Origin of the sequence: Variovorax guangxiensis (assembly GCF_003952165.1) — a bacterium.
Taxonomy (GTDB): Bacteria; Pseudomonadota; Gammaproteobacteria; order Burkholderiales; family Burkholderiaceae_C; genus Variovorax; species Variovorax guangxiensis.
The window spans coordinates 16,698-41,098 of record NZ_RXFT01000021.1; the positions used below are offsets into that span (position 1 = coordinate 16,698).

Annotated in this window: 27 protein-coding genes; 5 read left to right on the forward strand and 22 right to left on the reverse strand. The window is 68.0% G+C overall.

The genetic code is table 11. From position 1 onward, the window contains the following. Positions 1-23: 23 nt before the first annotated feature. From EJP67_RS30950 to EJP67_RS30975, 5 genes are all read right to left on the reverse strand, one after another. Positions 24-1,022: a 5-oxoprolinase subunit C family protein gene (locus EJP67_RS30950; RefSeq protein WP_126025540.1), complete on the reverse strand. Its 999-nt coding sequence runs from the start codon at positions 1,020-1,022 to the stop codon at positions 24-26. Further along, positions 1,019-1,666, reverse strand: coding sequence for a 5-oxoprolinase subunit PxpB (gene pxpB, locus EJP67_RS30955; protein WP_126025541.1), 648 nt, complete (start codon positions 1,664-1,666; stop codon positions 1,019-1,021). The genes EJP67_RS30950 and pxpB overlap by 4 nt, the downstream gene beginning before the upstream one ends. A gap of 147 nt (positions 1,667-1,813) precedes the next feature. Further along, positions 1,814-2,317 carry a pantetheine-phosphate adenylyltransferase gene (coaD, locus tag EJP67_RS30965; protein WP_126025542.1) on the reverse strand — a complete coding sequence of 168 codons (504 nt, stop codon included), beginning with the start codon at positions 2,315-2,317 and terminating at the stop codon, positions 1,814-1,816. A 43-nt stretch (positions 2,318-2,360) separates the two neighbouring features. Next, complete coding sequence (locus EJP67_RS30970) at positions 2,361-3,044, reverse strand: RsmD family RNA methyltransferase (protein ID WP_126025543.1); 684 nt, start codon at positions 3,042-3,044, stop codon at positions 2,361-2,363. 35 nt (positions 3,045-3,079) lie between these two features. After that, positions 3,080-3,718 (reverse strand): LysE/ArgO family amino acid transporter, encoded by a 639-nt coding sequence (locus EJP67_RS30975; protein ID WP_126025544.1) that lies wholly within the window; start codon positions 3,716-3,718, stop codon positions 3,080-3,082. Between the two features lie 88 nt (positions 3,719-3,806). On the opposite strand from EJP67_RS30975, the gene EJP67_RS30980 reads away from it, so the two are divergent. Continuing rightward, positions 3,807-4,724 carry a LysR family transcriptional regulator ArgP gene (locus tag EJP67_RS30980; protein WP_126025545.1) on the forward strand — a complete coding sequence of 306 codons (918 nt, stop codon included), beginning with the start codon at positions 3,807-3,809 and terminating at the stop codon, positions 4,722-4,724. On the opposite strand, the gene EJP67_RS30985 is transcribed toward EJP67_RS30980, so the two are convergent. Both EJP67_RS30985 and EJP67_RS30990 read right to left on the reverse strand, forming a co-directional pair. Then, positions 4,725-6,101, reverse strand: coding sequence for a M16 family metallopeptidase (locus EJP67_RS30985; RefSeq protein ID WP_420824287.1), 1,377 nt, complete (start codon positions 6,099-6,101; stop codon positions 4,725-4,727). Positions 6,102-6,116: 15 nt separating this feature from the next. Further along, positions 6,117-7,559: a M16 family metallopeptidase gene (locus EJP67_RS30990; protein ID WP_420824288.1), complete on the reverse strand. Its 1,443-nt coding sequence runs from the start codon at positions 7,557-7,559 to the stop codon at positions 6,117-6,119. Positions 7,560-7,588: 29 nt separating this feature from the next. Between EJP67_RS30990 and ftsY the strand changes: the two genes are divergently transcribed. Next, complete coding sequence (gene ftsY, locus EJP67_RS30995; RefSeq protein WP_126025546.1) at positions 7,589-8,821, forward strand: signal recognition particle-docking protein FtsY; 1,233 nt, start codon at positions 7,589-7,591, stop codon at positions 8,819-8,821. A gap of 223 nt (positions 8,822-9,044) precedes the next feature. On the opposite strand, the gene EJP67_RS31000 is transcribed toward ftsY, so the two are convergent. Both EJP67_RS31000 and EJP67_RS31005 read right to left on the reverse strand, forming a co-directional pair. Beyond that, positions 9,045-10,853, reverse strand: coding sequence for an ATP-binding response regulator (locus EJP67_RS31000; protein ID WP_126025547.1), 1,809 nt, complete (start codon positions 10,851-10,853; stop codon positions 9,045-9,047). Beyond that, complete coding sequence (locus EJP67_RS31005) at positions 10,850-11,581, reverse strand: response regulator transcription factor (protein ID WP_126025548.1); 732 nt, start codon at positions 11,579-11,581, stop codon at positions 10,850-10,852. Before EJP67_RS31005 ends, EJP67_RS31000 begins: the two co-directional genes overlap by 4 nt. 185 nt (positions 11,582-11,766) lie before the next feature. On the opposite strand from EJP67_RS31005, the gene EJP67_RS31010 reads away from it, so the two are divergent. Further along, on the forward strand, positions 11,767-12,231 hold the full coding sequence (locus EJP67_RS31010) for an Mpo1 family 2-hydroxy fatty acid dioxygenase (protein ID WP_126025549.1): 465 nt from the start codon (positions 11,767-11,769) through the stop codon (positions 12,229-12,231). Between the two features lie 98 nt (positions 12,232-12,329). Beyond that, entirely contained in the window at positions 12,330-13,271 is a 942-nt protein-coding gene (gene rpoH / locus EJP67_RS31015; RefSeq protein WP_126025550.1) for an RNA polymerase sigma factor RpoH, read from the forward strand. A gap of 49 nt (positions 13,272-13,320) precedes the next feature. Here rpoH and EJP67_RS31020 read toward each other — a convergent pair whose 3' ends face one another. Genes EJP67_RS31020 through EJP67_RS31045 form a run of 6 tightly spaced genes read right to left on the reverse strand, consistent with a single transcriptional unit; the run spans position 13,321 to position 18,467 of the window. After that, positions 13,321-14,148, reverse strand: a complete 828-nt coding sequence (locus EJP67_RS31020) for a DNA alkylation repair protein (RefSeq protein ID WP_126025551.1) — start codon at positions 14,146-14,148, stop codon at positions 13,321-13,323. A 16-nt stretch (positions 14,149-14,164) separates the two neighbouring features. Continuing rightward, positions 14,165-14,782 carry an SCO family protein gene (locus EJP67_RS31025; protein ID WP_126025552.1) on the reverse strand — a complete coding sequence of 206 codons (618 nt, stop codon included), beginning with the start codon at positions 14,780-14,782 and terminating at the stop codon, positions 14,165-14,167. 13 nt (positions 14,783-14,795) lie between these two features. Continuing rightward, a complete protein-coding gene (gene cyoE / locus EJP67_RS31030) occupies positions 14,796-15,701 on the reverse strand; it encodes a heme o synthase (RefSeq protein ID WP_126025553.1) in 906 nt (301 codons plus the stop codon). Then, positions 15,698-16,918, reverse strand: a complete 1,221-nt coding sequence (locus EJP67_RS31035) for a COX15/CtaA family protein (RefSeq protein WP_126025554.1) — start codon at positions 16,916-16,918, stop codon at positions 15,698-15,700. The genes cyoE and EJP67_RS31035 overlap by 4 nt, the downstream gene beginning before the upstream one ends. Positions 16,919-16,936: 18 nt before the next feature. Further along, positions 16,937-17,617 (reverse strand): SCO family protein, encoded by a 681-nt coding sequence (locus EJP67_RS31040; protein ID WP_126025555.1) that lies wholly within the window; start codon positions 17,615-17,617, stop codon positions 16,937-16,939. Continuing rightward, the gene (locus EJP67_RS31045; RefSeq protein ID WP_126025556.1) at positions 17,604-18,467 is read right to left on the reverse strand and encodes an SURF1 family protein; all 864 of its coding nucleotides are present in this window, start codon (positions 18,465-18,467) and stop codon (positions 17,604-17,606) included. The genes EJP67_RS31040 and EJP67_RS31045 overlap by 14 nt, the downstream gene beginning before the upstream one ends. 27 nt (positions 18,468-18,494) lie before the next feature. Between EJP67_RS31045 and EJP67_RS31050 the strand changes: the two genes are divergently transcribed. Then, positions 18,495-18,725, forward strand: coding sequence for a twin transmembrane helix small protein (locus EJP67_RS31050; protein WP_093206674.1), 231 nt, complete (start codon positions 18,495-18,497; stop codon positions 18,723-18,725). Between the two features lie 77 nt (positions 18,726-18,802). On the opposite strand, the gene EJP67_RS31055 is transcribed toward EJP67_RS31050, so the two are convergent. From EJP67_RS31055 to EJP67_RS31080, 7 genes are all read right to left on the reverse strand, one after another. Then, a complete protein-coding gene (locus tag EJP67_RS31055; protein ID WP_126025557.1) occupies positions 18,803-19,684 on the reverse strand; it encodes a cytochrome c oxidase subunit 3 in 882 nt (293 codons plus the stop codon). Between the two features lie 72 nt (positions 19,685-19,756). Then, positions 19,757-19,975, reverse strand: coding sequence for a DUF2970 domain-containing protein (locus EJP67_RS31060; RefSeq protein WP_126025558.1), 219 nt, complete (start codon positions 19,973-19,975; stop codon positions 19,757-19,759). Continuing rightward, on the reverse strand, positions 19,972-20,598 hold the full coding sequence (locus EJP67_RS31065; RefSeq protein WP_126025559.1) for a cytochrome c oxidase assembly protein: 627 nt from the start codon (positions 20,596-20,598) through the stop codon (positions 19,972-19,974). Before EJP67_RS31065 ends, EJP67_RS31060 begins: the two co-directional genes overlap by 4 nt. Before the next feature lie 39 nt (positions 20,599-20,637). After that, positions 20,638-20,751, reverse strand: coding sequence for a cytochrome oxidase small assembly protein (locus EJP67_RS34070; RefSeq protein ID WP_019656111.1), 114 nt, complete (start codon positions 20,749-20,751; stop codon positions 20,638-20,640). 25 nt (positions 20,752-20,776) lie between these two features. Next, complete coding sequence (gene ctaD, locus EJP67_RS31070; RefSeq protein WP_126025560.1) at positions 20,777-22,420, reverse strand: cytochrome c oxidase subunit I; 1,644 nt, start codon at positions 22,418-22,420, stop codon at positions 20,777-20,779. A 43-nt stretch (positions 22,421-22,463) separates the two neighbouring features. Beyond that, on the reverse strand, positions 22,464-23,642 hold the full coding sequence (gene coxB, locus EJP67_RS31075) for a cytochrome c oxidase subunit II (protein WP_126025561.1): 1,179 nt from the start codon (positions 23,640-23,642) through the stop codon (positions 22,464-22,466). A gap of 60 nt (positions 23,643-23,702) precedes the next feature. Then, positions 23,703-24,179, reverse strand: coding sequence for a DUF2244 domain-containing protein (locus EJP67_RS31080; protein ID WP_126025562.1), 477 nt, complete (start codon positions 24,177-24,179; stop codon positions 23,703-23,705). Positions 24,180-24,401 lie beyond the last annotated feature (222 nt).

Below are 24,401 nucleotides of genomic sequence, written 5' to 3' on the forward strand. Positions count from 1 at the left end.
CTTTCGCTCGGTTTCCGGCCAGTCTATGCCGCGACCGGCCAGCCCGCAGCGGCAAGCCCTTGCGCCACCTGCGAGAGGTAGCGCTGCTGGCCGGCCCATGCGGCCAGCGCCTGCGGCTGGTCGACCTGCACGAGGCGCAGCCTGCCGTTGAGCGGCGCCTGCGCGAGTTTCCAGAGGTCGGCGCGGATGACCACGCCGATGCGCGGATAGCCGCCGGTGGTCTGCGCGTCGCCCATCAGGATGATCGGCTGGCCCGAGGGCGGCACCTGGATCGTGCCGGGGATCACGCCCGAGGAGAGCATGTCGCCGCTGCGCTTGCGCCTGAGCTCGGCGCCTTCGAGGCGGCTGCCCATGCGGTTGCTCTGCGGCGTGATGCGCCAGCGCTCGCCCCAGAGTTGCTCGCGCGCGGCCAGCGTGAACAGTTCGAACTCGGGGCCTGGCAGCACGCGCAGCGCGATGGCGCCGTCGTCCTCGGCCGGGCCCCAGTCAGGACCGCGGATGCCGAAGGGCCGGCGTTCGCGCTGCGCGGCATCGAGCATCGAAACACCCGTCGGCAAGCGGTCTCCCTTGCGCAGCGCACGGCCTTGAAGCCCGCCGAAGCCGGCCTTGAGATCGGTACTGCGCGAACCGAGGACCGGCGGCACGTCGATGCCGCCCGCCACCGCCAGCCAGCTGCGCACGCCGGGCTTTCTGGCGCCAGATGCATTGGCTCCCGCGAGCCGCAGCGTCTGGCCGGCAGCGACCGGCACGCTCCAGCAGGGCCACAGCGGCACGCCATCGAGGCTGGCGCCGAAGTCGTCGCCCGCGAGCGCGATGCGCGTGTCGGCCTCGAACTGCAGCTCGCAGCCGCCCATGGTGAGCTCCAGCCCCGCCGCGCGATCGGCATTGCCCACCAGCCGGTTGGCCAGCGTGAGCGCGAGCACGTCGAGCGCGCCGCCCGGGCAGATGCCGAGCTGGCGATGGCCATGGCGGCCCAGGTCCTGCACCGAGGCGAGCACGCCGGGCTTGCGCACGACGATCATGTCTGCACGCTCTCAGCGACGAAGCGCACGCGGTCGCCGGGTCGCAGCAGCGTAGGCGGCTCGGCGGCAGGGTCGAACATCTCCAGCGGCGTGCGGCCGATCAGCTGCCAGCCGCCCGGCGACACCAGCGGATAGATGCCGGTCTGCTCGCCGCCGATGCCGACCGAGCGCGCGGGCACCGCGAGGCGCGGTTCGGCGCGGCGTGGCGTGGCGAGTTCGGGCGGCAGTCCGCCCATGAAACTGAAGCCGGGCAGGAAGCCCAGCAGGTAGACGACGTACTCGGCGGCGGTGTGGCGCCGCACCACCTCGGCCGGCGTGAAGCCGGTGTGGGCCGCGACGTCGGCCAGATCGGGCCCGTGCTCGCCGCCATAGGCCACCGGGATCTCGACCAGTCGGCCCTCCACAGCGCCAGCCGACAGCTTCGGCCAGGCTTCGAGCACCCGCGCGGTGAGCGTGTCGAGATCGATCGCGGTCGGATCGAAGGTGAGCGTGAGGTTGTTCATGCCCGGCAGCGTCTCGCCGACGCCGGGCCACTCCCGCGCATGCTCGGCCAGCGCCCAGATGCGCTGCTGCTGCGCCAGCGTGGCGGGCGCGGGCAGATCGCACAGCAGCGCTGCATCGCCCAGCAGATGCAGACGGGGCAAGGGCAGGTCGTTCACTTCAAGTCGGCCCGCGGTCAAGGCCGGGCTTTTCGCAGGACACCGTGGAACCGGCTCTGCCGGGCCACCGGTGTCGCCCCCGGTGAGGGGGTTGGCGAAGCGACACGAAGTGCGCGCAGCCTGGGGGAGAGCTTATTCACGTCCGAGGCTGCGGACTTTTGCAGCCAGCTGCTGCTCCACGTTCGGGGAGACGAACTTGTGGACCTCGCCGCCGAGCATCGCGATCTCGCGCACGAAGGTGCTGGAGATGAACTGGTACTTGTCGCTCGGGGTCAGGAAGACGGTCTCGACGTCGGGCATCAGCGAGCGGTTCATGCCCGCGAGCTGGAACTCGTAGTCGAAGTCGGTCACGGCGCGCAGGCCGCGCACCATGGCCTTGCCGCCGCGCGCGACGACGAAGTCGCGCAGCAGGCCCGAGAAGCTTTCGACGGAGACCTGGTCGCTGTAGGGCTTGACGGCCTCGCGGGCCATGTCCATGCGTTCGGAGAGGGTGAACAGCGCCTTCTTGTGATGGCCCGCCGCGACCGCGACGATCACCTTGGAAAAGAGCTGGGTGGCACGGCGCACCACGTCCTCGTGACCGAGGGTGATGGGGTCGAAAGTGCCGGGATAAACCGCGATGACGTTGCTGGCCATGGTTGCTTCTTCCTCATGCTGCCGGTGCGGCTTGTCCGGCGGATTATGCAGTCCCCTGCGCGGCGGGCCTCAGCAGATGTGCATGCACGGCGCCGGCCTTCAGGTAGCGGAACTCGGCGAGGCCCAGGGCCGCGAGTTCTTCGCCGCTCCAGCGGCGCGGGGCCTCGAGGTACACCGAGCCCTCGGCGCGCAGCGAACGTGCGGCGGCACGAAGCGCGGGCTCGTAGAGCGCGGCGTTGTCGAAGGGCGGATCGAGGAAGACGACGTCGAGGCTGCCCGCGGGCGCTCGTTCGAGCGCGGTGACGCCGTTGCCGCGCTCGATGCGAACGGCCTCGGCTTCGAGCTTGGTCTTGACGGCCTGCAGCTGGGCGACGAGCGCGGCGTCCTGCTCGCACAGCAGCACGCTGGCCGCGCCGCGCGAAGCGGCCTCGAGGCCGAGCGCGCCGGTACCCGCGAAGGCATCCACGCACCGCCAGCCGGGAAGCTCCCCGCCACCGGCGCCGGCCAGGCTGGCGAGCCAGTTGAAGAGGGTCTCGCGCACGCGGTCGGGTGTGGGGCGCAGGCCGGGCTTGTCGGCCACGGCGAGGCGGGTGCGCTTCCATTCGCCGCCGATGATGCGCACCTCGCTGGGCTTCGAGGGGCGCTTCACCGCTGCCTTGGGCTTGTTGCCTGCGGGTGCGGATCGAGCGGGTGAGGCGGCTTTCGCTTTCTTCTGGGGCTGGGGCATCCGGAGAGCTTAACGCCGCCGAATCCGCCGGACTCTCAAGCCCCTGCCAACGCGCGGCGCAGCAGCATTGCCGCGAGCACAAGCATGGTGCCGCCGATCAGCGCGTCGAGCATCTGCCAGGCGCGGGGCTTGGCAAAAATAGGCGCGAGCAGCCGCGCTCCGAAGCCCAGCGAGGTGAACCAAAGCGCGCTCGCCGTGGCGGCGCCCGCCACGAACCAGACCTTCAGCAGTCCCGCCTGCTGCGCACCCGCGCTGCCCACGAGCAGCACCGTGTCGAGGTAGACGTGCGGATTCAGCAGCGTGAAGCCGGCCGCCTGCGCCACCACCGCCGCGCGCGACAGCGACGAGGCGCCCTGCGCCGTGGCCTGCAGTGCCGCCGGCTGCCGCGAGCGCCACAGCGCCCTGAGCCCGTAGGCGCACAGGAAGGCGGCGCCCAGCCCCGCGAGCGCGGTGGCCAGCATCGGCCGCCCCTTCAGCGCCTGCGCCATGCCGGCCACGCCGGCGCCGATCAGCACCGCATCGCTGGCGGCGCAGAACAGCACCACCGCGCCGACGTGCTCGCGCCGCAGGCCCTGGCGCAGCACATAGGCGTTCTGAGCACCGATGGCGACGATGAGGACCAGGCTCATGAAGAGCCCGTTGGCGAAGGCGGTGGTGACTTGTACGGCTTGCATCCGTCGGAGGATGCCGGCCGCCGCGTATTAACTCAAACTAAACTTTCTTAAGCAGATTCAGTTTTTCTTCATTACTCGAGGACCGCCCATGCTCGACTACGCCGCCCTGAACGCCCTCGCCGCCGTTGTGCGCGAAGGCAGCTTCGAACGCGCCGCGCGCGCGTTGCACGTCACGCCTTCGGCGGTGTCGCAGCGCATCCGTCAGCTGGAGGAGAAAACCGGCGGGGCGCTGCTGGTGCGCGGCCAGCCCTGCGTGGCGACCGAGGCCGGTCGGCAGCTCTGCCGGCACGTCGAGCGCGTAGGCATGCTGGAGCACGAACTGCGCGACGCCCTGCCCGCCCTGGGCATGGGCAGCGGCGAAGCGGGGGACGAGCGCGTCACGATCCGCGTGGCGGTCAATGCCGACACGCTCGCGACCTGGTTCATCGCAGCGGCGTCGGCCTTCACCGCGCAGGAACCGGGCGCGCTGCTCGACCTGACGGTGGACGACCAGGACCACACGGCCGAGCGCCTGCGCAGCGGCGCGGTGCTCGCGGCGGTCACCGCGCTGGCCCAGCCGGTGGCGGGCTGCAACAGCGAGGCGCTGGGCACGACGCACTACGTGGCGGCGGCCAGCCCCGGCTTCGTGCGGGAGCATTTCGCAAAAGGCGTGGGCGCCCGCACGCTGGCGAGCGCGCCCAGCCTGGTGTTCGACCGCAAGGACAGGCTGCAGGCGCGCTGGGTGCGGCGCATCTGCCACCGCAACGTCGAGACGCCGAGGCACTGGATTCCGTCGCCCAGCGCTTTCGTCGAAGCTGCGTGCTCGGGGATGGGCTGGGGCATGCACCCGGTCAGCATGGTGGCCGGGGCACTCAAGGAGGGAAGGCTGGTCGAGCTGGTGCCCGATTCGATGCTGCCGGTGCCGCTCTACTGGCAGCACGCGCGCGCGGCGCCGAAACTGCTCGAACGGCTGGGCGCCGCGGTGCGCGCGGCCGCCACCAGCGGGCCGCACGCATTGGCCCAGTAGCTATTGCTGCGCCTTGGCGGTACTGGCGTCCTTGCCGCCCACCACCACCGTCACCATGCGTTCGGGCTGCAGCTTGCGCTGGAACGCGGCCTTCACGTCGGCGGCGGTGATCGCGTTCATGCGCGCGGTCCAGGTGTCGAGGTAGTCCAGCGGCAGGTCGTGCCAGGCGATGTTGGCGACGTTGCCGATCAGCTTGCGGTTGCTGTCCAGCAGCAGCGGGAAGCCGCCGATCAGGTTGTCCTTGGCCGCCTTCAGCTCGGCGGCGGTCGGGCCCTCAGCCACGAACTTCGCGAGCACTTCGCGCGACACCTTGACGGCCTCTTCGGCCTGGTCGGGACGGGTCTGGAAGCCGATGCGGAACGCGCCTGCCTCGAGCCCAGGCGCGAAGCCGCTGTAGATGCTGTAGGTGAGGCCGCGCTTCTCGCGCACCTCGTTCATCAGGCGCGAGACGAAACCGCCGCCGCCCAGCACATAGTTGCCCAGCGTGAGCGCGAAGTGGTCCGGGTCCTTGCGCGGATAGCCGGGCTGGCCGATGAGCACATGGGCCTGCGCCGAGTCGAAGGCGATGCGCTCGTTCTTCGGCGCGGTCAGCGCAGCAACCGGGGCGACGGCCGGCAGCGGCGTGCAGGCCTCGGGGCCGGGCAGGCGCGACAGCAGCGTGGTAGCGATGGTCTCGGCCTCCGCGCGCGTGACGGCACCGACGATGCTGAGCTTGGCGCGGCACGGCACCATGAGCTGCTGGTAGCGCTGGCGCATGGCGGCGGTGTCGATGCGCGCGAGCGTCTCTTCCGTCACTTCCTGGCCGTAGGGGTGCGTGCCGTACACGCCTGCAGCGAAGGCGCGGCCAGTAACGGTGGCGGGCTTGGTGTTGGCCTCCTTGATGGCGGCGTTGATGCGCTCGCGCTCGCGCTGCCACACGTCGTCGGGGAAGGAGGGCTCGCCGATCTCGCGCGCGGCCAGCGCCACCGCCTTGTTCAGCAGCGCCGGATCGGACAGCGAGCGCAGCGAATAGCTGGTGCGATCGGTGCCGGTGCTCACGTCGAAGCTGGCGCCCAGATCGGCCCAGGCTTCGCCCAGCGCGTTCTGGTCGAGCGCGGGCTCGCCGCTCTTGCCTGCACGCACGCCCTTCTCGACCATGGTCGCGGTCACGCTGGCCAGGCCGGCCTGCGCGGCGGGGTCGCGGCGGCTGCCGGCGTCGAAATCGATCTGCGCGTCGACGATCGGCAGCGCGTTGGTCGACACGAGATAGATCTTCGCGCCGTTGGCCAGCGTCCAGTGCTGGATGGGCAGCGCGGCCTGCGCGCCGGTGATGCCCGCCACGGCGACGGCACCCGCGATCAGGGCGCGCCGCGCGGTCTTCATGAAAGTCTTCTGCATGGGAATCGTCACCTTTCAGCGCATCTCGCCCGCGGGCGCGGCGAAGCCACGGCCACGCGGCTTGGCCTCGGGTGGCAGGGGGCGCAGCGTGGCGACGGTGAGCTGGTCGTCGCCGAAGTACTTTGCGGCCACGGCCTGCACCTGGGCGGCCGTGACGGATTGCAGCCGGGCGACGATGCGCTCGCTGGCGTCCAGCGGCAGGCCCTGGATCCAGTTGCTGCCGAGCTCGCGCGCCTGCGCCATCACGGAGTCGCGCTTGTAGGTCTCGCTCGCCACCCACTGGGTCTTGACGCGGGCCAGTTCGGCCTCGCCCACGCCCTCCTTGGCAATGCGCGCGACCTGTGCACGCAAAGCGGCCTCGACCACCTCCGCGCTCTTGCCGGCGGCCGGAACGCCGTCGAGCACGAAGAGCTGCGGGCCGCGGCCGACGAAGCCCGAGTAGGCGCCCGCGGAATCGGCAACACGATCGGGTCCCTGGGTCAGCGCGCGGTCGAGCCGGGCGCCGGAATAGCCGTCGAGCACGGCCGAGAGCACCACCAGCGCCCAGGCGTCGCTGTTCACGTCGTCGATATTGGCGAGCTGCGGCACGCGGTACGCGAGCGACACGTAGGCCTGTTCAGCCGGGGCCTTCAGCTCGATGCGGCGGATGCCGCGCTGTGGCGGCTCGATGCGCGGCTTGCGCGCGGGCACGGCGCGCGAGGGGATGCGGCCGTAGTACTTCTCGGCCATGGCGCGCACCTGCGCCACGTCGACGTCGCCGGCCACCACGAGCACGGCGTTGGCGGGCACGTACCACTGCTTGAAGAAGGCGCGCGCATCCTCGGGCGTCATGGCGTCGAGGTCGCTCATCCAGCCGACCACGGGGCGGTGGTAGGGAGAGGCGGTGAAGACGGCGGCGTTCTGCTGCTCGCCCAGCAGGGCGCGCGGCTGGTCTTCGGTGCGCAGGCGGCGCTCTTCCTTGACCACCTCGATCTCGCGCTTGAACTCGTCGTCGGGCCACTGGTTGTTGGCGAAGCGGTCCGATTCGAGCTTCATCACCTGCTCCAGGCTGCCGACCGGGATCTGCTGGTAGTAGCCGGTGTAGTCGCGGGTGGTGAAGGCGTTTTCCTGGCCGCCGAGGGCGGCCACGCGGCGGGAGAACTCGCCGGGCTTGATGTCCTTGGTGCCCTTGAACATCATGTGTTCGAGCGCATGGGCCACGCCGGAGGTGCCGTCGACCTCGTCGATGGAGCCGACGCGGACCCACACCATCTGCACCGCCGTCGGCGAGCGCCGGTCGGGCTGCACGATCAGCGTCATGCCGTTGGCGAGCGTGAATTGCTGGGGACCGGGAGCCGCGGCGGCGGCTGCGGCGGAAGGCGAATCGGATTGAGCCTGGGCAGGCACGGCCCATGGCGCCAGGAGCGCCATCGCCAGCACCGCACCAGACGCAGCGCGGCGTGGCGGGAGGTGTTTCATAGAATGGCTCGGATTGTAAAAAGCTCCCGATGTTCAGTTTCTTCAAGAAAAAACCGCCTGCCGAGGCCCCCGACGCGCCGGCGCCCACCCCGCCGGCCCCGGCGGCGCCTGCCCCGGAGCCCGCGCCCGCACGCTCGGTGTTTTCGCCTTCGAGCTGGTTCGGCTCGAAGCCGGCGGCGGAAGAAACGCCGGCGCCCGCACCCGTCACCGCGCCAGCGTCCGTACCGGTTCCCTCCCCCGCTCCCGCACCGGTCGCTGCCCCGGTCGTGCCACCCTCCCCGGCCGCCGCTCCTTCCGCAACGCCTGCGCCCGCGCCGACTCCGGTGGCCGCCGCGCCGGTTGCCGAACCCGTCATCGCCACCGAGCGCAAGGGCTGGTTCGACAAGCTCAAGACCGGCCTGCGCAAGACCGGCACCGGCATCCAGGCCGTGTTCGTCAACGCGAAGATCGACGAAGAGCTCTACGAGGAGCTCGAATCCGCCCTGCTGATGGCCGACACCGGCGTCAAGGCGACCGAATACCTGCTCGACGACCTGCGCGGCCGCGTGAAGCGCCAGATGGCCACCGATGCCTCGCAGGTCAAGGCACTGCTGGCCGAGACGGTGGCCGACCTGCTGAAGCCGCTCGAGAAGCCACTGGTGATCGGCCAGTTCACGCCCACCGTGATCATGGTGGCCGGCGTCAACGGCGCGGGCAAGACCACCTCCATCGGCAAGCTCACCAAGCACCTGGCCGACGAAGGCGCCTCGGTGCTGCTGGCCGCCGCCGACACCTTCCGGGCGGCGGCGCGCGAGCAGCTGCTGGTCTGGGCCGACCGCAATACCGTCGAGATCGTGAGCCAGGAAGGCGGCGACCCGTCTGCCGTGAGCTTCGATGCGGTGAACGCCGGCCGGGCCCGCGGCAAGGACGTAGTGCTGGTCGACACGGCCGGGCGCCTGCCGACGCAGCTGCACCTGATGGACGAGCTCAAGAAGATCAAGCGCGTCGTCACCAAGGCCGACGGCACCGCGCCGCACGAGGTGCTGCTGGTGATCGACGGCAACACCGGCCAGAACGCGCTGGCGCAGGTCAAGGCTTTCGACGAGACGCTGGGCCTCACGGGTCTGGTCGTGACCAAGCTCGACGGCACGGCCAAGGGCGGCGTGCTGTGCGCCATCGCGCGGGAAAGGCCGATTCCGGTCTACTTCATCGGCGTGGGCGAGAAGCTGGAAGACCTGGAAACCTTCAACGCCCGCGAGTTCGCGCAGGCGCTGCTCGGATAAAAAAACGGCCCCGGCTTGCGCCGGGGCCGCTCACTTTTCTCTCTCCCCTACCTACTACTCCATCGCGAGCGACGCGATGCAGTGAAGATAGGTCACGGCGCCGACACCCGCCAGTGTCGAAAGTCATGGGCGCAGCCGAACACAACGTCTACGCGCCGCATCAGGCGTTAAAACTAATACAAATGAATTCAAATGCAGGCTGACCCGTTGCAGCCGGCTGGTGCTATCTGGCAACGGCAACCTCGGCCATCGCCTGCAGCAGCAGGTCGGCCACCACCGGCTTGAAAAGCACCGGCACCTGCGACTCGCGCACGCGCTGCAGCCGGTCGGGCGAGGTTTCGCCGGTGATGAGCAGCAGCGGCGTCGCCGCGCCATCGGCCTGGCTCAGCCGCAGGCCCGCATCGAGCCCGTCCGCGCCATCGGCCAGACGGTAGTCGCACAGCAGCAGATCGAAGGGCCTACCCTCGCGCGTCGCCTGGCGCAAGGCTGCCGCGGCGCCGGCTTCGTCCGACACGGCGTGGGCGTCGATGGCGTGGGAGCGCAGCAGGCCGGTCATGGCCTCGCGGATTTCAAGTTCGTCGTCGAGCAGCAGCACGCGGCCGGGCAACGCCAGCGTCGACACCTTGCGCTCCCCGGCGGAGGCGACCTCGTTCGTGGAAGCGGGCGCCAGCCCGGCCTGCGCCCGCTCGGGCGCGCTCGCGACGGGCACCACCACGCGGAAATGCGTGCCGCGCCCCGGCCGCGAATGCATCTGCACCGGGTGGCCCAGCAGCCGCGACAGCCGCTGCACGATCGACAGCCCGATGCCCAGCCCCCGCGAGCGGTCGCGGCCCGGATTGTTGATCTGATAGAACTCTTCGAAGATCCGCCCCGACTGTTCGGGCGGGATGCCGATGCCGGTGTCGCGCACCTCGATCCATACCGCCTCGCCGCGCTCGCGCGCGGTGACGGTCACGCCGCCGCGCGTCGTGTACTTGAGCGCGTTGTCCATCAGGTTCGACAGCATGCGGTGCAGCAGCTGCGGGTCGCTGTGCACCCACAGGCCGCTGGCGCGCACGCGCAGCTGAAGCTCCTTCTGTTCGGCGCGCGCCGCGAAGGTGTGGTTCAGCGGCAGGAACAGCGCGTCGAGCTGCACCGGCTGCGGCGCGGGCGTGATCACGCCGGCGTCCAGTCGCGACACGTCGAGCATGGTGTCGAGCGAGGCTCCCAGCGCGTTCACGGCGCGCATCAGGCGCTCGGCGTTGCGGCCTTCGGGGCGGTCGCGCAGTTCGTTCTCCAGCGCAGCGCCGAAGAGCGCGATGGCGTGCAGCGGCTGGCGCAGGTCGTGGCTGGCGGTGCCGAGGAAGCGGGTCTTCTCCTCGCTCGCGCGCTCGGTGGCGGCGATCTGCTCGCCGAGCCGGGCGGCCAGCGCCTCGTTCTCGAATCGCAGCATCAGCGATTCGGTCAGCAGCTTGTGCTGGCCGATGCCCGCATACAGCGTGAGCAGCAGGTAGGCCGCGCCGGCCGCCGCCAGGAACAGGTGCAGCCCGTCTCCCTGCCAGGCCAGCGCGGTGATCATGCCCAGCGACATAGGCATGGTGTAGCCGAAGAGCGCCGGCTTCAGCGGCCACAGCGACTGCGCCGCCCGCGCGCAGCTGCCGACGATCACCGCCATCAGCAGCGAGGTCATCGGCAGGTTGTTGTGCGGCACGATGAGCCAGGGCACCACCGCCGTGACCATGCTCACCAGCGTGACCACCCGCGAGATCTTGCGTGCCCAGTAGGCGCTCTCGCGCACCGGACGCGACGGGGTCCAGCGCGGCGTGAAGAAGACGTAGATGTCGGCCATCAGCAGGCCGGCGAGCCAGAACAGCAGGCTCGGGTCCTTCAGCTGCGAATAGATGATGCTGCCGAACACGACCACGAAGGCCATGTGCGTGAGCGTCGAGATGCCGTAAGTGCTGTAGACAGAGGCGACGTGCTCGCGCAGCACCCGCTGGCCGAGCGCGTGGTCGGCGGTCGGGGCGTTCGGCGCGGCGGGCTGCACGCTCAATGCAGGGTGCTGATCAGCTGGGCACGCGAGCGCATGCCGAAGAGCAGCAGGATGGTCGAGACATGGTTCTTCACCGTGCCTTCGCTCAGGTTCGCGAGCTGGGCGATTTCCTTGTTGGCCTTGCCTTCGAGCACCCACTGCAGCACCTGCATCTGCCGGGGCGTGAGTTCCTGCCAGGCGCTGGCGTGGGCGAACTCGGCATATCCGCTGAGTGCCTTGCCGGGCATGGCCGGGGCCGCCGGTTGCTGCTGCTGTTGCGTGGCGTCGGGGCCGCCGTCGAGCAGGCCGCAGGCGCGGATGAAGCTCACGACCTCCTTGAGATCGGCCGACTTCGGCAGGAAGGCGGCGGCGCCCAGCGCGAGCACGCCCTGCGCCAGGGTGCTGTTGCCGGTGCCCGAGAGCACGACGATCCGCGCCTCGGGAAAGCGCATCCGGAACTCGGCCAGGCCGCTCAGGCCGTGGGTGTCGGGCAGAGCCAGGTCGAGCAGCACAAGGCCGATGGAAGCCCGGTGGGCTTCGTAGAGCCTGAGCGCATCGGCGACGTTGCTGGCCTCGAAGACCTCGATGCGCGCGTCGGAGGGACCGGCCTGGGCCTGCACCAGGGCGCAGACACCCAGGCGCAGCAGATCGTGATCGTCCACGACGAGGATCGCCCGGGGCGTGCGGGTGGCCGTACCGGTCTCCGCGGCCGGCGACTGGGATGCGGGTGGAGAGTCGAAGGGAGGCACATGCCGATCTTAGCGATGTAACCTTCTTGTGACAGTGTAGAAAGTCACGGCAACAACCGTGGCTGTAGTACCTTATGCTACTTATTTGATAGCATTTTCACATGGCGGCCGCCCTTGCCATCGGGCTTCTCTCTGGGCACCATCGAAAGTCTCGCCGCATCGCACGGCGCCCACGGAGACTTGCCATGACGCACACCGCTGCCGCCCCCCTCGAGTCGAGTGATCGCAAGGTCGACCGGCTGCTCGCCCACTACGAGGAGAGCCACCGCAATCCGACCAACGAGCTGATCCACTTCGCGGCCATCCCGGCCATCATGCTGAGCATCGTGGGGCTGCTGTTCGCGATCCATCCCTGGGTGGCCTACGCCTTCGTGGCGGCCAGCCTCGTCTACTACGTCCTGCTGCGGTCCCCCGCTTTCCTGGTGGCCATGCTCGTGCTGACCGCCCTGGCCCTGGTGCTGGTGCATGCGATGGGGGGACTTGTATTGCCGGTTTCCGCCGCTATCTTTGTAGTGGCCTGGGTCTTCCAGTTCGTGGGCCACAAGATCGAAGGCAAGAAGCCCTCGTTCTTCGAAGACATCCAATATCTCTGGGTCGGTCCCCTTTTCGTCTTGTCCAAGCTCTTCCTAAGATTGGGCATCCGCTGGTAGTCATTGGCTATTCCGGCGATAGAAATTCAAGGGAACCCTTGGATTAGCACTCCCTCTAACCGAGTGCTAATATGGCCAACACAAAGGAGTTCCCCCTGATGACAACGCTGTCTGGAGTCTCTGCCAACCAGCTGGCCGTCGCCAACCCCTGGTCGATGGTTCCCCCGCTGGGCAACCTGGACGCCTACATTTCGGCCGCCAACCGCCTGCCCATGCTCACGCTCGAAGAAGAGCAAGGCTACGCACGCAAGCTGCGCGACCACAACGATCTCGAAGCCGCCGGCGCGCTCGTGCTGTCGCACCTGCGCCTCGTGGTTTCCATTTCCCGCCAGTACCTGGGCTACGGGCTGCCGCACGGCGACCTGATCCAGGAAGGCAACGTCGGTCTCATGAAGGCCGTGAAGCGCTTCGACCCCGACCAGGGCGTGCGGCTCGTGAGCTACGCCATGCACTGGATCAAGGCGGAGATTCACGAGTACATCCTGAAGAACTGGCGCATGGTCAAGGTCGCGACGACCAAGGCCCAGCGCAAGCTGTTCTTCAACCTGCGTTCGATGAAGCAGGGCTTCAAGGCCGACTCTGCCGCTGCCGACAACGGCACGCATCGCGAAACGCTGAGCTCCGACGAGGTTTCGCAGATGGCTACCCGCCTGAACGTGAAGCCCGAGGAAGTGCTCGAGATGGAAACCCGCCTCTCCGGCGGCGACGTGATGCTCGACCCGGGCCCGACCGACGACGGCGACGAAGCCTTCGGCCCGATCGCCTACCTGGCCGACGCCTCGCAGGAACCGACCGCCCTGCTCGAATCGCAGCAGCGCGACCGCCTCTCGAGCGACGGCATCGCGACTGCGCTCGAAGCGCTGGACGACCGCAGCCGCCGCATCGTCGAAGAGCGCTGGCTCAAGGTCAACGACGACGGTTCGGGCGGGATGACGCTGCACGATCTGGCTGCCGTGTACGGCGTGAGCGCCGAGCGCATCCGCCAGATCGAAGTGGCGGCAATGAAGAAGATGAAGAAGGCCCTCGCGGACTACGCGTAAGTCCCTTCCTCCTTCCACAAAGACAAAGCCCGGCAGTGCCGGGCTTTTTTCATTGTCTGGACAGCGTTCGCAGCGCCCGCTTCGCGATGTAGCGGGTCTCGGCTGCATCCGACTCCGCCAGCCAACGCGCGCAGAGCTTGTCGACCCACTCGGGCTGGCTCTTGCTCGCGTCGTTGAGCCAGTTCGCCACCGAGTTCTGCACATAGCGGCTGGTGTCGGCGCGCAGCGGTTCGATCAGCGGCAGCGCGCGCCAGGGCTCGGCCTTGAGCACTTCGATCTGCGCACACCACACGCCGCGCGGCCGCGTGAGTTCGCTGGCGAAGCGGCGGATGTTGGGGTCGGCGTCGCGCACCCAGGGCTGCAGCAGCACGAGCGCCTCGTCGAGCGATGCATTCACAGCGTCGCGCACCGCCATCCACGCGATCTCACGCACGCCGAAATGCGGGTCGGCGGCGAAGCGGCGCACCGACTCCAGTTGCGCCGCCAGCGGCAGGCCCGAGAGCGTGACCCACTGCGCAGCCCAGCAACGGGCCACGTCGCTGGCGTGCGTGGCCAGCCGGTGCGCGACGGCATCGCGCTCGTCGTGCAGCGCGGCCAGGTCGTAGAGCGCACGCGCGATGTGCCCGTGCCGCTGCATCGGCTTGAAGGCGCCCAGCATCGCGATCGTGTCGGCCAGCCGCTCGCTCTGCGCGTCCAGCCCGATGTGCCCCGCCACGCTGCGCGCCAGCCGGGGCAGTTCCAGCGCGAGGAATTCGTTGAGATTGACGGTTTCGATCAACCCGTCGTTGAGGGCATCGAGCACCTCGGGCGGGATCAGCGCGATGCGGAACGCGCCCTTGCGCCCCTTCAGGTGCCCGAGGGGATCGATGGCGGACATCGGGTGGCGGCCCCTTTCAGGAAGCCAGCAGCGTTTTCAGGTCGGACACCATCGGCGCCACGCCCGCGCCGTAGCGCGCATAGAGCCGCAGCCGGCCCTGCGTGTCATAGACGTAGCTGGCGGCCGAGTGGTCCATCGAGTAGCTGGTCGGCGTCTTGCCGTCGACCTTCTTGTAGTAGACCTTGTAGTCCTTCGCGACCGCAGCCAGCTGGTCGGCCGTGGGAATCAGCGCGACGAAGCTCGGGTCGAACGCGCCCATGTAGGCCTTGAGCACCTCCGCGGTGTCGCGAGCCGGGTCGACCGTGATGAACAGCACCTGCAGCTTGTCGCCGTCCTTGCCGAGCTGCTGCTTGACCTGCGCCATCTCGGTCATGGTGGTCGGGCACACGTCCGGGCACTGCGCGTAGCCGAAGAACAGCACGACCACCTTGCCCTTGAAGTCGGCGAGCGTGCGGACCTTGCCGTCGGCGTCCTTCAGCGAGAAGTCCTTGGCGTAGTCGGCGCCGGTGATGTCGACGGCATTGAAGCTCTGCCTGGTCTCGCTGCACGCCGAGAGACCCAGGCCGAGGGCGGCGCTGACGCCCACCCAGCCGGCGCCGGCAGCCATCAGTCGAAGAGCGTTGCGCTTGTTCATTGAAACTTGATGCTCACTGGATGTAGTGATCCACCAGCAGCGCCAGGAACAGCACGCTCAGATGGATCAGCGAGAAGCGGAAGGTCTTGCGCGCCAGCGCGTCGGAGTAGTTGCGCCACAGCGCGAAGGCATAGCCGGTGAAGCCGATGCTCACCGCGATCGCCACCGCCAGGTACAGCCAGCCGCTCATGCCGTGGATGAAAGGCATCAGGCAGGCCGCGAAAAGGATGAAGGTGTAGAGCAGCACCTGCAGCCGCGTGAACTCGTTGCCGTGCGTCACGGGCAGCATCGGAAGGCCGGCCTTGCGGTAGTCCTCCACGCGGTAGAGCGCCAGCGCCCAGAAGTGCGGCGGCGTCCACAGGAAGATGATGAGAAAGAGAATCCAAGCGCCCGGATCGAGGCTGCCCGTCATCGCGGCCCAGCCCAGCACAGGCGGCATAGCACCCGAGGCGCCGCCGATCACGATGTTCTGCGGCGTGAGCGGCTTGAGGATCACGGTGTAGATCACCGCATAGCCCACGAAGGTGGCGAAGGTCAGCCACATGGTCAGCGGGTTGACCATGAACCACAGCAGCGCCGAACCCGCCGCGCACAGAAGCGCCGAGAACACCAGCGCCTGCCGGTCGCTGAGCTCGCCGCGCGCCGTCGGGCGCCAGGCCGTGCGCTTCATCTTCGCGTCGATGCCCTTCTCGACCAGGCAGTTGAAGGCCGCGGCCGCGCCGGCCACCAGCCAGATGCCGATGCAGGCGACCACCGCGCGCTTCACCTCGGCCCACGAAGGCAACCCCGGAACAGCCAGCACCATGCCGATCAGCGCGCAGAACACGATCAGCTGCACCACGCGCGGCTTGGTCAGCGCGTAGTACTGGCGCAGCACGTTGGCGCTGGCGGTTTGCTGAACGGAAATCGGGGTGCTCACGCGGCGGCCTTCCTTTGACTGTTGTTGTTGCGACCGGCCGTATTTTCACTGGCATGGGCGATCTGCGCCGCCGGAGCGCGCCGGCTCTCGCACAGCGCCCAGGTGAGCACCACGGCGAGCGCCGCGGCGCCGCCGGTATGGAGCACCGCAGCGGCCAGCGGCCAGCCGAGCAGCACGTTGCCCAGGCCGGTGGCCAGTTGCAGCAGCGCGAGGCCGGCGAGCCATCGCGCCTGCAGGCGCAGCGCGCCGATGCGGCGCATGTGCCAGGCCAGCACGCCGAGCGCGACGAAGACCGCATAGGCCATCAGCCGGTGCGCGTAGTGGATGGCGGTGAGCGCGGAGAAATCGAGCGGCTGGCCGTCACCGGTCACGCCCAGGTGGCGCCAGATCTCGAAGCCCTGCGCGAAATTCATGGTCGGCCACCAGCTGTCCTGGCAGGTCGGGAACTGCGTGCAGGCCAGCACCGCGTAGTTGGTGCTGACCCAGCCGCCCAGAGCGATCTGCAGCACGAGCAGCACGGTGGTCGCGATGAGGCCGTTGCGCAGCGCGGGCGACACGGGAGTGGGCAGCCGGTCGGCGGCAGCCTGCCTGTAGTGCACGGCCTGGATGCACAGCAGCGCCAGCAGCACCACGGCGCCGAGCAGGTGCAGCGTGACGATCGCGGGGAACAGCTTCCACGTCACCGTGAGCGCGCCGAAGGCTCCCTGCAGGCACACCCAGACCAGCGTGAAGGCCGGCCACCAGGCGCTCAGCGTGGCGTGGTGCTCTCCGCCCTTCTCAGGCGGGATGCGGCTCTGGCGCCTGCGCACGATCCAGGTGGCCGCCGCGAGCGTAAGGATCAGCACCCCCACTCCAGTGGCCAGGTAGCGGTGGACCATCTCGACCCACGCCTTGCTGTGCGTGACCGGGCCGGTCGGCTGCGCCGACTGCGCCATCGCGATCTCGTGGCGTGCGCCGTGCGGACTGGCGTTGCCGTAGCAACCCGGCCAGTCGGGGCAGCCCAGGCCCGAATCGGTGAGCCGCGTGAAGGCGCCGAACAGCGTCAGGTCGAAGGTGAGGAAGAGCGTGAGCACCGTCAGCGCATGCAGCCGCCGCGCTGGTCCACTGCCTGCATTGCGGCGCCACACCCACACCAGCGGCCCGAGCGCGATCAGCACGCCGACCGCCATGAGCCAGGCGATGGGCGTCAGGTCGTAGAGCGAGCTCGTGGTGTCCATGCGGCGTCCGTCGTGCCGTCAGCGGCCGGGTTCGTCCCACGACGCCGAGGCGCGCAGCAGGCGGTCGAGGTCGCGCTTGGCGCGGCTCGCGCCGGCGACGTCCATGCGGGCCGGAAAACGCATCATCCAGTTGCCCATGGGATCGACCACGTAAAGGTGTTCGGCCAGCGAGTGGCCTTGCGCGGGCGCTAGCCATTTCGAGAGCTGGTCGGCCGGCACGCGCAGCACGGTCGCGCCGTGCAGGCCGTTGTTCAGGCGCTCGGGCACGGGAGCGGCGTCGCTCACCAGCCAGACGCGGTCCATGCGATCTTTCTCGCGGCCCAAGCTCTCGCGCAGTTGCCGCGCCAGATAGAGCTGCTGTTCGCACAGCGTGTCGCATGCGGCATCGGCCACCGTCACCAGCAGCCACTGGCCCTTGAGCGTGGCAAGGTCGACGGGTGCGCCGCTGCGGTCGGTGGCGGCGATCTTCGGCAGCTCGCGCTGCGGGTCGATCAGCTCGCCGTAGACGCTGCGCCCCTCGGGCCGGATCACGTAGTACGTGAAGTACGAGGCGATGACGGGCGATGCGCACATCAGCATCACCGCGATCATCTTCCAGCGTCCCATGGCCGTGCGCCGGCCCTCCGCGCCGTCGAGCGCCTGGTTGGGCGACGGCATCGAATGCACCGTCAGGCCCAGGGGTTCGTCAGAAGCGGCCATCGCGTGCGCGGCGCCTTGAGCGGCGGATGGGCGTGATGAATTGGAACCAGACATAGAGGATGACGACGAGGGCCGACAGGCCGAACCACTGGAATGCGTAACCGTAGTGCCTCTCGAGGCCCAGTGCCGGCGCCGGCCAGTCGCGCTGCAGGCCCTCGGAAGCCGGGCCGCCCTGCTGCAGCGACACGTCGGTGCGCAGGGGCAGTCTGGTTTCGGCACGGAAGGCCTCAAGGTCGAGATTCTGCCGGATGGGCGAATACCCTTCGGCGACCGGTGCCGCAGCGGCGGTGGAAGCCGGGGCCGAGGCCGCCGCGGCAGGTGCGGAGGCTGCGGGCACGGGCGCCGGCGCGGCGGAGCCCAGTTCCAGCAGGTGGCTCGGCGGCGGCTCGATCAGGCCGGTGACTTCGACGATGCCGGCCGGCGTCTCGACCGCGCCCAGCTTCGTGCGGTCGACGAAATTGCGCTGGATCCAGCCGCGCTGCACCATCACCGTCTGCTCGGTGCCCTCGAGGGCGAAGGGCGTCAGCACGTAGAAGCCGGGCGTGCCGTGCATCTGGCGGTTGTCGAGATACACGGTCTGCGGCGTGAGCCAGAGGCCGCGCAGGCGCACTGCGCGGTGCATCGCGTCGGAGGCCTTGCCGAGGGCAAGGAACTCTGCCTGCGTCAGCGGCGGCTTCAGCTTCTCGGCATCGATGCTGGCCTGAAGCGCTTCCTTCTGGGCGGCGCGCGAGAGCTGCCAGCGGCCCAGCGAAATGGTGGCCGACACGGTCAGGGCGGCGGCAATGGTCATCACCCAGAAGCGGCCCCGGCGCAGGCGAGGTTCGTCGGAATACAGGGATACGGGAGTCACTGGAGGGGGCGGGGCGTGCGGCCGATAATGCGGGTCATGAAATACTTCGTCGCCCTGGTGTTCGTGGGCATCTTCGCGAGCCTCGCGTTTGCCCTGTACTTCATGCTGAAGGACGGGCGCAACGGGCGCGCCAAGAGCGGCGGCATGGCGCGCGCGCTCACCGTTCGGATCGGCCTGTCGGTGTTTTTGTTCCTCTGCATGCTGCTCGCCTGGAAGTTCGGATACATCCAGCCAACCGGGCTCCCGCTCGGCAAGTAGATGATGCTCGTGCCAGGAGAACCAAGAAAAAGGCGCCTTCCGGCGCCTTTTTCTTGTCATGCCGCGAGGTTCTTCGCTCAAAGCCAATAGACCAGCAGGTAAAGGCCGAGCCAGACCACGTCCACGAAGTGCCAGTACCAGGCCGCGCCCTCGAAGCCGAAGTGGCGCTCTGGCGTGAAGTGGCCCTTGCGCAGTCGCAGCGTGATGAACAGCAGCATCAGCATGCCGATGAACACGTGCAGGCCGTGGAAGCCGGTCAGCATGAAGAAGGTCGAGCCGTAGGTGCCGGAGCTGAGCTTGAGGTTCAGTTCGGTGTACAGGTGGTGGTATTCGTAACCTTGCACGCCCAGGAAGATCACGCCCAGCAGCACGGTGAGCCACATGAAGCGGATCGTCTGCGCGCGATGGCCGGCGCGCAGCGCGTGGTGGGCGATGGTGAGCGTCACGCCCGAGCTCAGCAGCAGCGCGGTATTGATCGTGGGCAGCCAGAACGGGCCGACGGTCTGGAAGGGCTCGACGATGCCTGCCGGCGAGGCGGTGGCGCCGGCGGCGACGCTGGGCCACACGGCCTTGAAGTCGGGCCACAGCAGCGCGTTGTCGAGGCTGCCGAGCGATGGCAGCGCGTGAGTGCGTGCCCACCACAGCGCGGTGAAGAACGCGCCGAAGAACATCACTTCCGAGAAGATGAACCAGCTCATGCTCCAGCGGAACGAGAGGTCGATCTTGTGGCCGTACTGGCCGCTCTCGCTCTCGCCGATGGCGGCGCGGAACCAGACGAAGAGCGTGCCGAGCCAGATCACCATGCCGGCCAGCAGGGACCATGCGCCCCACTGGTGGCCGTTGATCCATTGCGCGGCGCCAAGGATCACGAAGAACAAACCGATCGCGGCCGAGACCGGATAGGCCGAGGGGCCCGGCACGAAATAGTAGGGCGTGGTGCCGTGGGTGGTTGAACTCATATCAGCTCCTGGCTCTCTTTCTTCTCTTCTCGGTTCAATGGATTCTGCTTGCCGTGGAAGGCTTCTTTTCCGTCAGGCCCCGGCCGACGCGACCACATGGCGCACCACCAGCACGAGGGCGACCACGAAGACCACCACCGCCACGAACGCCACCGCGATGATGTGCAGCGGGTTGAGCTTGCGCAGGTCTTCCTGGTAGGCGCTGTTCTTGCGCACGCCGAAGAACGACCAGCCCACCGCCTTCACCGTGTCCCACAGCGAAGCCTTCGGCCGGTTCGAGGGATCGGTCACGAGCGCGGCTCATTCGCGGAGCTGGTAACGGCGGCCACCGGGGCCGCGGGCGTCTTGCCGCCCACCTCGAAGAAGGTGTACGACAGCGTGATGGTCTTCACGTCCTTGGAAATCTTCGGGTCGATCACGAACGCGACCGGCCACTGCTTCTTCTCGCCCGGATCGAGCGTGTACTGGTTGAAGCAGAAGCACTCGAGCTTGTTGAAGTACGGCGCGGCCTGCTGCGGCGCGTAGCTCGGGATGGCCTGCGCGGCCATGCGGCGGTTCTGCACGTTCTGGAACTCGTACATCACCGTGTTGAGCTCGCCCGGGTGCACCTGGATGGTCCGCTCCGCGGGCTTGAAGTCCCAGAGGCCGCCGCGCACGTTGGAATCGAACTCGACCGTGATGGTGCGGCTCTTGTCGACCTGCGTGTTGTCGGGCACGCGCACGTTCTTGCCACCGCTCGCGCCGCCCGGCACCTCGAGCTCGGAGAGCGCGAGGATGTTGATGCCGGTCATCTCGCAGATCGCGCGGTACATCGGCACCAGCGCATAGCCGAAGGCGAACATGCCGCAGGCCACGACGGCCAGCTTGCCGACCATGCGGACGTTGGCGCGGCGGATGCGTGGACCGAGGCTCATGCGCGTGTGCTCCCGTTCGTTGCCTGCTCGAATGCCCGGTCAGCGGCCGCTGAACCAGACCATGCGGACGATGAAGCCGATGAAGAACACCACGGCGATGGAGGCCAGCGTGAGCCCCATGCGGCGGTTGTTCCTTTTCTGCTCGGGCGTCATCGTGCTGCGTAGGCTGACAGTGCGTTCAACCGATCACCTTGGTGGCGGTCGCGTCGAGCTTGGGCGGGTTCTCGAAGGTGTGGAACGGTGCCGGCGACGGCACTTCCCACTCGAGGCCCTCGGCAGCTTCCCACGGCTTCTGGGCAGCCTTCTCGCCCTTGCCGCGCATCGTGGGCAGCACGATGAACAGGAAGAAATACAACTGGGCAAAACCGAAGAAGAAGGCACCGACAGACGCGACGGCGTTGAAGTCGGCGAACTGCATCGGGTAGTCGGCGTAGCGTCGCGGCATGCCGGCCAGGCCCAGGAAGTGCATCGGGAAGAAGGTCACGTTGAACGAGATCAGCGACCACCAGAAGTGCACCTTGCCGCGCGTCTCGTTGTACATCACGCCGGTCCACTTCGGAGCCCAGTAGTAGAAGCCCGAGAACATGGCGAACAGCGAACCCGCCACCAGCACGTAATGGAAATGGGCCACCACGTAGTACGTGTCCTGCAGCTGCGTGTCGATGGGGGCGACGGCCAGGATCAGGCCGGTGAAGCCGCCCATGGTGAACACGAAGATGAAGCCGACGGCGAACAGCATCGGCGTCTCGAAGGTCATCGAGCCCTGCCACATGGTGGCGATCCAGTTGAAGATCTTCACGGCCGTGGGCACCGCGATCAGCATGGTCGCGTACATGAAGAACAGCTGGCCGGTCAGCGGCATGCCGGTCGTGAACATGTGGTGCGCCCACACGATGAACGACAGGATGGCGATCGACGAGGTGGCGTACACCATCGAGGCATAGCCGAAGAGCTTCTTGCGGGCGAAGGCCGGCACCACCTGGCTGATGATGCCGAACGCCGGCAGGATCATGATGTAGACCTCGGGGTGGCCGAAGAACCAGAAGATGTGCTGGTACATCACCGGGTCGCCGCCGCCGGCGGGGTTGAAGAAGCTGGTGCCGAAGTGGCGATCGGTCAGCGTCATCGTGATGGCGCCGGCGAGCACGGGCATCACGGCGATCAGCAGGTAGGCGGTGATGAGCCAGGTCCAGCAGAACATCGGCATCTTCATCAGCGTCATGCCGGGGGCGCGCATGTTGAGGATGGTCACGATGATGTTGATCGAGCCCATGATCGACGAGGCGCCCATGATGTGCATCGCGAAGATGCCGGCGTCCATCGAGGGGCCCATCTGCAGCGTGAGCGGCGCGTACAGCGTCCAGCCCGCGGCGGGTGCCCCGCCGGGCATGAAGAACGAGCCCACCAGCATCAGCGCCGCCGGGATCAGCAGCCAGAAGCTGAAGTTGTTCATGCGCGCGAACGCCATGTCGGAGGCGCCCACCTGCAGCGGGATCATCCAGTTCGCGAAGCCCACGAAGGCCGGCATGATCGCGCCGAACACCATGATCAGGCCGTGCATGGTGGTGAACTGGTTGAAGAGCTCCGGGTTCACCAGTTGCAGGCCGGGCTGGAACAGCTCGGCGCGGATCAGCAGCGCGAGCACGCCGCCCACCATCAGCATGGTGAAGCTGAACAGCAGGTACAGCGTGCCGATGTCCTTGTGGTTGGTGGCGAACACCCAGCGGCGCCAGCCGGTGGGCGCGTGGTGGTCGTGATGATCGTCGTGTGCGTGGTCGCCGTGGCCTGCTGCGTGACCGTGGGGGTCGAGAACTGCGCTCATTTCGTTGTTCCTTGCAATTTCTTCGTCGCGGGGCGCTCGCGCATCACTTGGCGCGCAGGGCCAGCACTTCGGCCGGCTGCACCAGCTGGCCCGTCTTGTTCGACCAGCTGTTCTTGGTGTACGTGGCCACGGCCGCGAGGTCGGTATCGCTCAGTTGCTTCCAGGAGGGCATTGCGCCGTTGTTCTGGCCGTTCAGCAGCACCGTCAGCTGGACCTTGTGGTCGGCGTCGGTCACCTTGGCCGAGCCGTCCAGCGGCTTGATCGGGCCGGCGCCCTTGCCGTTGGCCTGGTGGCAGGCCGCGCAGTTGGCGGCATAGACCTTCTCGCCGCGCGCGAGCATGTCGGGCAGGGTCCAGACCTTGGTCGGGTCGTCGAGCTTGGCGGCAGCTTCCTTGCGCTTGGCGGCCACCCAGGTCGTGTAGTCGGCGGCCGAGACCACCTTCACGTGGATCGGCATGTAGGCATGTTCCTTGCCGCACAGTTCCTGGCACTGGCCGTAGTAGTCGCCCACGGTCTCGGCGCGGAACCAGGTGTCGCGCACGAAGCCGGGAATGGCGTCCTGCTTGAGGCCCAGCTGCGGCACGGCGAAGGCGTGGATCACGTCGTTCGCGGTGGTGATGATGCGGACCTTCTTGTTGACCGGCACGACCAGCGGGTTGTCGACCTTGAGCAGGTAGTCGTCGGGCATCTGACCCCTGGCGCCCGCGTCGGACATGGCGCGCTGCGAGCTGTCGAGCGTGGAGATGAAGGCCAGGCCCTCGCCTTCGCCGTTGAGGTAGTCGTAGCCCCACTTCCACTGATAGCCAGTGGTCTTGATCGTGAGGTCGGCGTTGGTGGTGTCCTTCTGGGCCACCAGCACCTTGGTGGCGGGCAGCGCCATGATGATGACGATGAGGAAGGGCACGATGGTCCAGATGACCTCGACCACCACCGATTCATGGAAGTTGGCGGCCTTGTGGCCCACCGACTTGCGGTGCTTCCAGATGGAATAGAACATCACCGCGAACACGCCGACGAAGATGACCGTGCACAGGATCATCATGATCGTGTGGAGCAGATGCTGCTCCTGCGCGATCTTGGTCACGCCGACCGGAAGATTCAACTGGCGCACCGAAGGGCCGCCGGGCAGATCGTTGACTGCGTGCGCCGCGCTGCTGAAAGCCGCGCCGGCCGCCAGCAACAGATTCGCCGGCCTGTACTTATTGCGCCAAATGCTCTTCATCGTGTTCACGTTTCTTCAATTTTTCGACAAACCCAACCGTGCAGCACTGCGCGAGCCCCCTCAGGCGCCACGCAACGCCATTCGAATCTCGCGGGCCAAGGCCGCACGCAACTCCGGGCGTACATAGCGCCCCACCCTGACCGATCGACCCTGCCCCGAGACCTCGATCAGCGAGCGATCGCCGGTCTGGGGTTCGATCCGCACCTGGTGCGGAAGAAATTCCGTGCGCTCGTAGTGCCCGCCGTTTTCGAGCTCGACGACGAGACGTCCCTCCTGCAATGCGATCTTCTCGCCATCCGTCGCATGCCTTGCGTACACCATGAAGGCAAACCCGACGGCGGCCAGCTCGAGCCAGGCAAAAGGCAGCACCATGGGCGCACCGTGCAGCCAGAACAGGGTGCCGATGCCGAGAGATACCACGCACAGCGAAGCGTAGAGCCAGCCCAGCTGGCTCGGCGTCACCGAGCAGTTGCGCTTCAGGAACCAGTGGATGCTCTGGCCTGAAACGGTGGCAAATCGAAACACGGAATTCGACACGGGCGAGTTCAGCAAATCGGTGCGTCGACGGTCGCCAAACCCTCTCGTACGAACAGGATCCGACACCCCTCGATCGCGGGACAATACCCGCGAGTTTCACGCAACGGCGGATTGTAGCGGGTAGATACCTGCGCCCGAGTGCCCTGTGGGACGCCTACGGGTCACTACTAGTAGGCAAGAAACGCCCTGTACGACTAGCGTTTCCGGCACGCGTTTTCCACA

Coding starts and splice junctions, on each gene's coding strand:
- EJP67_RS30990 (WP_420824288.1), bottom strand. CDS start 7,559: ATGAAACACCTCCCGCCACGCCGCGCTGCGTCTGGTGCGGTGCTGGCG.
- coaD (WP_126025542.1), bottom strand. CDS start 2,317: ATGGCCAGCAACGTCATCGCGGTTTATCCCGGCACTTTCGACCCCATC.
- ctaD (WP_126025560.1), bottom strand. CDS start 22,420: ATGAGCGCAGTTCTCGACCCCCACGGTCACGCAGCAGGCCACGGCGAC.
- EJP67_RS31050 (WP_093206674.1), top strand. CDS start 18,495: ATGCGGGTCATGAAATACTTCGTCGCCCTGGTGTTCGTGGGCATCTTC.
- EJP67_RS31010 (WP_126025549.1), top strand. CDS start 11,767: ATGACGCACACCGCTGCCGCCCCCCTCGAGTCGAGTGATCGCAAGGTC.
- EJP67_RS31065 (WP_126025559.1), bottom strand. CDS start 20,598: ATGAGCCTCGGTCCACGCATCCGCCGCGCCAACGTCCGCATGGTCGGC.
- rpoH (WP_126025550.1), top strand. CDS start 12,330: ATGACAACGCTGTCTGGAGTCTCTGCCAACCAGCTGGCCGTCGCCAAC.
- EJP67_RS31040 (WP_126025555.1), bottom strand. CDS start 17,617: ATGGCCGCTTCTGACGAACCCCTGGGCCTGACGGTGCATTCGATGCCG.
- EJP67_RS31035 (WP_126025554.1), bottom strand. CDS start 16,918: ATGGACACCACGAGCTCGCTCTACGACCTGACGCCCATCGCCTGGCTC.
- EJP67_RS30980 (WP_126025545.1), top strand. CDS start 3,807: ATGCTCGACTACGCCGCCCTGAACGCCCTCGCCGCCGTTGTGCGCGAA.
- ftsY (WP_126025546.1), top strand. CDS start 7,589: ATGTTCAGTTTCTTCAAGAAAAAACCGCCTGCCGAGGCCCCCGACGCG.
- EJP67_RS30970 (WP_126025543.1), bottom strand. CDS start 3,044: ATGCCCCAGCCCCAGAAGAAAGCGAAAGCCGCCTCACCCGCTCGATCC.
- EJP67_RS31025 (WP_126025552.1), bottom strand. CDS start 14,782: ATGAACAAGCGCAACGCTCTTCGACTGATGGCTGCCGGCGCCGGCTGG.
- EJP67_RS31055 (WP_126025557.1), bottom strand. CDS start 19,684: ATGAGTTCAACCACCCACGGCACCACGCCCTACTATTTCGTGCCGGGC.
- coxB (WP_126025561.1), bottom strand. CDS start 23,642: ATGAAGAGCATTTGGCGCAATAAGTACAGGCCGGCGAATCTGTTGCTG.
- EJP67_RS30950 (WP_126025540.1), bottom strand. CDS start 1,022: ATGATCGTCGTGCGCAAGCCCGGCGTGCTCGCCTCGGTGCAGGACCTG.
- EJP67_RS34070 (WP_019656111.1), bottom strand. CDS start 20,751: ATGACGCCCGAGCAGAAAAGGAACAACCGCCGCATGGGGCTCACGCTG.
- EJP67_RS30975 (WP_126025544.1), bottom strand. CDS start 3,718: ATGCAAGCCGTACAAGTCACCACCGCCTTCGCCAACGGGCTCTTCATG.
- EJP67_RS31020 (WP_126025551.1), bottom strand. CDS start 14,148: ATGTCCGCCATCGATCCCCTCGGGCACCTGAAGGGGCGCAAGGGCGCG.
- EJP67_RS30985 (WP_420824287.1), bottom strand. CDS start 6,101: ATGCAGAAGACTTTCATGAAGACCGCGCGGCGCGCCCTGATCGCGGGT.